The 7,755-nt window shown below is 35.9% G+C and carries 5 protein-coding genes and 1 pseudogene; 5 read left to right on the top strand and 1 reads right to left on the bottom strand.

Going from position 1 to position 7,755, the window contains the following annotated elements; translation table 11 throughout:
* Positions 1–200 precede the first annotated feature (200 nt).
* Positions 201–1,039: pseudogene (locus HMPREF0083_RS26860) on the bottom strand (IS3 family transposase); the annotation flags it as partial.
* Between the two features lie 623 nt (positions 1,040–1,662).
* Here HMPREF0083_RS26860 and HMPREF0083_RS00510 point away from each other — a divergent pair.
* From HMPREF0083_RS00510 to HMPREF0083_RS00490, 5 genes are all read left to right on the top strand, one after another.
* The gene (locus tag HMPREF0083_RS00510; protein ID WP_021618924.1) at positions 1,663–2,355 is read left to right on the top strand and encodes a response regulator transcription factor; all 693 of its coding nucleotides are present in this window, start codon (positions 1,663–1,665) and stop codon (positions 2,353–2,355) included.
* Complete coding sequence (locus tag HMPREF0083_RS00505) at positions 2,352–3,347, top strand: sensor histidine kinase (RefSeq protein ID WP_021618923.1); 996 nt, start codon at positions 2,352–2,354, stop codon at positions 3,345–3,347. The genes HMPREF0083_RS00510 and HMPREF0083_RS00505 overlap by 4 nt, the downstream gene beginning before the upstream one ends.
* 117 nt (positions 3,348–3,464) lie before the next feature.
* On the top strand, positions 3,465–4,226 hold the full coding sequence (locus tag HMPREF0083_RS00500; protein WP_021618922.1) for an ABC transporter ATP-binding protein: 762 nt from the start codon (positions 3,465–3,467) through the stop codon (positions 4,224–4,226).
* Positions 4,216–6,063, top strand: a complete 1,848-nt coding sequence (locus HMPREF0083_RS00495) for an FtsX-like permease family protein (RefSeq protein ID WP_021618921.1) — start codon at positions 4,216–4,218, stop codon at positions 6,061–6,063. Before HMPREF0083_RS00500 ends, HMPREF0083_RS00495 begins: the two co-directional genes overlap by 11 nt.
* Positions 6,064–6,673: 610 nt before the next feature.
* A complete protein-coding gene (locus tag HMPREF0083_RS00490) occupies positions 6,674–7,708 on the top strand; it encodes an alpha/beta hydrolase (protein ID WP_040301000.1) in 1,035 nt (344 codons plus the stop codon).
* The last annotated feature ends 47 nt before the right edge of the window (positions 7,709–7,755 follow it).

Here is a 7,755-nt window from a genome sequence, read left to right as displayed (position 1 = left end):
GCATTATGGCGGAAGCAGATAGTACCCAGTTGAAGCGTTTATAAAGTGGACCCCATCGTCAAGACACGGTTTTTAAGAATCTAAGGTGGGAGTAGAACGAGGAAGTTCTACTTGATGTAGCCGGTGGAGATAAAGATTTGGCTTGAGGGGGAGGTTCCCACCATGTTCTGTTTATACAGTGTAAGGTTCTCTTTTAAGGAGTCACTATTCAAGATCACAGGCTGATAGTGATGGAGAGCACGTTTCACGGCTGTCAGGACAAAGTCTATTTCAAGAGACTGGTCCAGCTCCCAGCTTACGACGTAGCGAGAGTACCAGTCAATCATGACGACCAGATACAGCCAGCCACGCTGTAAGCGAATGTACGTAATATCAATACCCCAGACATGGTTCGGACGGTCAATAACGAGGCCGCACAAGAGATACGGATAAATCCTGTGCTGATGGTTTCTTTTGCTTACATTGGGTCCTGGCGCAATGCCTGCAATCCCCATTTCCCGCATGTGGCGCTGTCCAGCTTTTCGATTGACGGAGAAGCCGTCTTTCTGAAGTTGAACCGTGATGCGTCTGGAGCCATAGAACGGATATTTCGTGTACAGTTCGTCGATCCGATGCTTGAGAGCGGCCTCTTGGGGTGACGGGCAGGCGGGCGGGCTTGTAGTATATTGAGGCTTAACAACTCAGCTTGTGTTTTGATGGGAAGCTCAGCACTCCCCCAGTCCACCATAGCGATGCGTTCATCTCTCGTCTTTAATGCCAGATTTTTTTTAAGCCACGACAATTGCGTGGTTAATTTCCCGACTTCAGCGTATAGGGTTTCAATCTGTTCTTCATACAGTGCCTTGACTTGTTCCACTTTCTTATTTTCGTTAGAAAACAGTTGGGGCATTTGTTCTACAACGGCTTTTTTCCACTGTCGAAGTTGATTCACATGGACCCCATATGTGGAGACAATTTCATTTAATGTCTTTTCCTCTCGTAAGATTTCTAGCACGATTTGAGATTTAAATTCAGCTGTATAGCTTTTTCTTGTCTTCATAAATCTACTTTAGCATCTCCTTATTTCGTGTCTAGATTCTTGGGTCCATTATATTTCGTTCAGAAGTTCAAATTGTCCAAGACAGATTTCAGATACTTTTGGTAATGCAATGTCAGTCAATTCGGTCGTAGTTCACACAAAGTTGTAGGGGGAGTACCATACCACTATAAATTTAAAATTTTCCAGTATTCCCAAAACAAAAAACGCTAACCCTTAAAAATAACACTATTTTAGATTACTTTGCGGGTGGTGATACTGTATTTGTCTCCCCTATATGTATCGTATACAAATGGTTTATCTTCTATTGACGACAGAATTGATGAAGGTTGGATATATATGGGGAAAAGTCGTATTCACGGGGATAAATGGGAAATTGCGCGAACGATTCAGCGTGATATATAGAAAACTTTTGGTATTCCAACAGCACTTGGTCTTGGACCTAACAAACTTTTAGCGAAATTATCACTCGATATTGTGGCCAAAAAAACTAAATCTGGTATTTCGGAAATTACATATGAACAAGTAGCCGAGAAAATCAGCTTATCCAATTCACAAAAAATATCGCATATTAGTAAAATAGGCTTTAGCTAAAAACCAAAAAAGTATTAATAAAGGAGAATTCGATGTATAAAATATTAATTGTTGAAGATGAAGTAACTATCGCCAATACATTAAAAAATCATCTTGAAAAATACGGCTATGATTGCCACACTGTGGTAGATTTTGAAAAGGTACTCGATGTTTTTCAAGATGTAGAACCACATCTTGTTATAATGGACATTAATCTGCCTGCCTTTGATGGCTATTATTGGTCCCGCAAAATAAGACGGGTGTCGAATTGTCCCATTATGATTCTCTCTGCTCGTATGAGTGAGTTAGATCAAGTGTATGGTATTGAAAATGGGGCAGATGACTTCATTACAAAACCTTTTTTAATGGACGTGGTACTTGCGAAAATAAACGGGCAAATTCGTCGTGTATACGGTGAATATGCAAAAAAACCACAAACTCGCATTTTAAAAAAGGGAAACACAGCTTTAAACTTGGATACTGTTCGATTATCTACATCTGAACAGGAGGAGTTATTGACAGTAAAGGAGCTTCAGCTTTGTGCAATGCTTTTTAAAGCATTCCCAAATGTTGTAACAAGACAGCAGCTACTCACAGCTATTTGGGATGATGAAGCATTTGTCGAAGAAAATACACTGACGGTCAATATTGTAAGATTGCGAAAGAAATTTGAAGCGATTCATTCTTCGCTAGAAATTACAACAATCCGAGGAATTGGCTATCAGTTAACGGAGAAAAGCTTATGAAGTTGTTTTTACAGGATCATCTCAGCTTTATTATTCTTTATATCATCAATTTTATTAGTTTACCAATTGTCATTCATCAACTAGATGGCATCAATAATCATTATGCCTACTTTATATTTTTAGCCATTACCTTACTAGCCATTCTCCTTTTCTTTCGTTATGTACGTCGCAAAAAAATGTATGTACATATGAAAGGAAATAATATGGATATAGATGATTTTCTGATTTACCAGCCCGTTGCTCCAATTGAAAAAGCATATTCAGCCCAATTGAAATCGATTCAATCCTTTCTTATTTCAAGGGAAAACGAATACAAGGATTTCTTACATGAACAGCAATTGATGATTTCTCATGCTGTTCATCAAATGAAAACGCCCCTTTCTGTCATTCAATTGCTTATCCAATCGAATCAGTTGAAAGAACAAAGTTTATTTCTTGAATGGCAAAAAGTAAAAACGGAATGCGACAAGTTGAATTTCTCTTTAAATCAGTTATTAACGTATAGTCGTTCTGCTAAAATATTAGCGGACCTAAAGATAGAACCGATTTCATTAAAGAGCATTGTACAGGAAGTTATTAACGATTTAAAGGATTATTTTATCGAGAAAGAAATATATCCCAAAATTACAATTGGTGATAATGTATTGATCTATTCAGATCGTAAATGGCTAAAGGTTGTTGTTTATCAGTTATTAAGTAACGCTATCAAATATAGTGAGAAAGAGTCCGTCGTTCTGATTGACTATGAAAATGGAAAGTTATTTATCAAAAACAAAGGAGAAACGATACCTGAAAGCGAAATAAACCGTGTTTTTGAATTGTTTTACACAGGCACAAAAGGTCGGACTAAGGGTGAAGCGACTGGAATCGGACTTTACTTAGTAAAAAAAATTCTTTCTACATTAAATCATCCATATAGGTTATATTCTGCCAATAATGAAACGACATTTACAATTGATTTTTCAGGAAGTATAAAAACGGCCACCAAATAAGGTAGCCGTTTTTGAGTGTGACAATGTTGTCATATTGCTGTCATGTTCAAAGATTTTAGGAGATGGAAGGGGTTGTCTATACTAAAAGTAACAAAAGACACAAAGGAGTGAAAAACAATGGCAGAGACCATTTTAAATGTAAAGCAACTTCAAAAGGAATATACAGGGGAAATCACATATAAAGCATTGAAAGGCATTGATTTTCATTTAGATGAGAATGAATTTGTTGCGGTGATGGGTCCATCTGGTAGTGGGAAAACAACATTCCTTAATTGCATTTCCACAATCGATCGTCCTACAAATGGATTTATTACAATCAATTCAAAAAGTCCATATGAATTAAATGACGAGGAACTAGCGAAGTTTCGTCGTACTGAATTAGGTTTTGTCTTTCAAGATTTTAACCTTGTTCATACGTTAACAATTGAAGAGAATATTTTATTGCCATTGGCGCTTGATTCTGTAAATGAGAAAGAAATGAGGAGACGATTAGCTGAAATTGCAAATTTTTTAGGGATTAGAGAGATATTAAAAAAGCGTACATTTGAAATTTCTGGTGGCCAGAAGCAACGTGTGGCAATCGCTAGAGCGGTTATTCATGAACCGAGTTTATTATTAGCAGATGAGCCGACTGGAAACTTAGATTCTAAGTCGGTAAACAGCGTCATGACGTTATTTGAATCGATTAACAAAACCTTTAATACAGCCATTTTAATGGTGACACATGATGCCTATGTTGCCAGTTTTGCACAGCGTGTCATCTTTATAAAAGACGGTGTTCTTTATAATGAGATACACCGTGGTGAAAATAAACAACAATTTTATCAGGAAATTATGGATACACTTACATTTTTAGGTGGTGGGCGGCATGAGCTTTAATCACATTGTCATTCAAAATATTTTACGTGATAAATGGACGTATATTTCTTACTTTTTAAGTAGTGTCTTTTCTATTTTAGTATTTTTCTTATTTTCGGTTACAGCATTTCATCCCATGTTAAAGGAAATGGACACAAATAGTACACTTGGTATTACAATGATTCTTGCCAGCTTTATTGTTTATATTTTTTCATTCGTTTTTATTATTTATTCGCTGTTTGCGTTTTTAAAGAAGAAAACAAAAAGTCTTGGCATCTTTATGATTACCGGGGCATCCATGAAGCAAGTACGTAAGATGGTTTTTAGAGAAAATATGCTTATTGCTGGTGTAGCAATTATAACAGCAATTGCACTTGGTCTTATCATCGCACCCTTGTTTTTAATGGTCGCAAAAAAAGTGTTGCAGGCTAATAGCTTTGGCATGTATGTTCCAATGCAAGCAATTGTATTAACAGTGGTTCTATTTTCCATTTTATTCTTTATTGTTTCTAAATTTATGACACGCTTTATTAACAAAGAAGAAGCTGTCCATCTGTTAAAAGCAGATGTCACGCAGGAAAAATCAATTGCGCCTACTCCATGGAAACTGATTTTATCGTTATTTGTAAGCAGTTGTCTAGTACTATCCCTAAAAGTGAACATGGGTTGGATCGAATCCATGGGAATGATCTATTACGTCGCACTATTTATCAGTTTACTACTTGTTATTTACTTTATTGTAACGCAAGGAATATTGTTAGCAATTCTTCTATTACAAAAAAATCCATCATATTTTCAAAAAACAAATATGCTTTTTGTTTCTAATTTGAAGACGAAAGGGCGTTCACATGCTCACGTTATTTATTTATTAACGATATTATTACTTGGTGTGTTTGTTTGTACAAGTGTGCTCTATAGTTCGTATTATAACGTAAAAGAAAATACAGAAGCATTGTATCCTTATAGCTATCAATACATCTCACTTCCAAAAAATACGCTGGAAGATGAACAAAAAGATATCACATTTATAGAAACGACTCTGTCTAAAGCTGGTAACTACGATGCATACTATTCGGAATTTAAGACGGATGAAAAGCGCCGAATCGCCTTCATGTCAGTATCAAATTATAATTCACTTGGCTTGCAAAGGGACATTAGTCTAAAAAAGAACGAATATTATGTTGTAGCAGGTAATGAGGGCGTACTGCCAAGTACAGAAACAATACATGAATATCTACTTACAGAACTTCACTATGCCGGACTTGAAAAACAAAACATTTTTTCGACGGGTTTGCAGAATGTGTATTATATTGTCCCGGATGCGGTTTATGAAACAATCAATTATCCGGTATATAAAGTATTTGCATATGAACTTGAAAATTGGACAGAGAAGATTGATGTGGCTAAAACCCTTGCATCAGGACTTTCCACAGATACCGATGTTCATTTAATTGCCTCTAAAATTGAATTATATAATGCGGAGAAGTTTGTGAAGAGTATCATGTTCTTTATCGGCTTTATGCTTAGCCTGATCTTTTTGAGCGCAGCAATGAGTATTCTTTATTTCTATCTGCAAACGTCGCTTGAAGGAGAAAAGAAAAAGTATGCGGGTATTCAGAAAATTGGTCTTTCTGTTAAAGAAATAGCCTCTGTTGTGACGAAAGAACTAGCTATTTTAATTTTTATCCCGTTTACATTTGCATCTATGATTTTATTTATAACCATGTTTGGCATGCATCACTATATTTCAATGACATTTTATCAGATGACAGCAATCGGCGTAGGGGTATTTTTACTTCTGTTTGTTATAAGCTTTTATTTCATTCGATGGGGGTATTTGAATAAACTTGTGAAGTAATCACGAACGATTTCGTTAGTCAAAAATAATGTAAAATCCGGAATACGATAGTAAGATGAATAAGAAATATTGAATTTTTATTTGCTGTTTTTAGTTGTTTAGCAATTGCAGCCTGTCGAGACTTTCTCGACAGGCTGAAGGTTCGAAAGAACCTTTCGATATACGAATCGCCTGATTGACAACGAAAAGAAGCTTGTTGTTCCCCAAACCCAAAAATGAGTTGAGATCTCAGAAATAATTGTAGAGGGATAAAATTTTCATTTTTGGAAACACTTCAAAGTAGTAGCCTAATTATCTAGAGGAATTAAATACCAGAATGGTGCCCATTCGAAACTTGATATAATACATTTATATGAGATTCGATAATGTCTAAACTATGCTAACTATATACATCTGATTGGATAAATCAATACATTTTTGTGGTGGGAGGTAAGAAAAGAGGAAGGGAGGTGGGCGGTCGGAAAAAGACACGCTGATCTTTCTTCTGCCGGAGCGCAGGGTGCATCCAACCTCTTCTTTTTTCCGAATTTCCTCCTTTCAACCATCTGAACTTTTGTTACTGCGTCAAGTGAATTCCATATAAATAAGTAATAAGGTAAGGTTGAACCAATTGAAAACAAAGAAAAAGTTTTATCAGAAAAAACGATGGATAATTCCTATCTATATTATTGTCATTCCTATATTGCTTATATTTATAATTGGACAGTTTACACCTGTACTTAATACCTTAATAATCAAGCAGCTTTTCGAAGCTGATTCTTTTGCATCCCTTAAGAACATTGAAACAATAAAAAGGCAAGTCCATGTTGAAAAAGATATTATTTATGATAAACATGGAATTGAGAATAGTCTTTTGGATATCTATTATCCGAAAAATATTAAGAAAGAGCTCCCTGTTATCATGTGGATACATGGTGGTGCATTTGTATCAGGTAGTAAAGAACAAACGCAAGAATATGGAATGGCATTAGCCAATGAAGGATATGTTGTAGCAAATATAAACTATGCTATTGCACCGGGACAAAAGTATCCGGGCCCAATCATACAAACTAACCAGGCTCTTAAATATTTACAGGACAATGCCGCAAAATATGGCGGTGATATGAATCAATTATTTATTGGAGGCGATTCAGCAGGTGCTCAAATCGCTAGTCAAACCATTGCGATAATAACTAATGAAGCACTAGCAAAATCAATGAATATTCAGCCTTCCGTCGATAAAGAACAGTTAAAAGGTGCTCTTTTATACTGTGGAATTTATAACATGGATAAAATAGGGACTCAGTCATCTCCAGTAATAAAAAAAGGGATTCAATCGGTGTTTTGGGCATATACAGGAAAAAAAGATTTCAAATCCTTCTCTAGACTGGATGAGATGTCTACAGTTAAACATATAACACCTAATTACCCACCTACCTTTTTGACAGTTGGAGATGCTGATCCATTAGCACCACAATCGGCAGAACTTATAGATGTTCTCAAAGAGAATGGCGTGGAAGTGGAAAGTGTTTTATTTGACGGAACAAATACTGACCTAGGTCATGAATACCAATTTGATTTTACCACTACACACGCTGAACAAACACTTGAGAAAACGTTTGCCTTCTTAAAGAAGCATAGAAGACAAGTTCCAGCTCAAAATTGAAAAAAATAAAGTGTATAAACACATCCATATTCTTGATGAACGGGAAA

Origin of the sequence: Aneurinibacillus aneurinilyticus ATCC 12856 (assembly GCF_000466385.1) — a bacterium.
Lineage (GTDB): Bacteria > Bacillota > Bacilli > Aneurinibacillales > Aneurinibacillaceae > Aneurinibacillus > Aneurinibacillus aneurinilyticus.
This window is presented reverse-complemented; position numbering and strand designations above follow the sequence as displayed.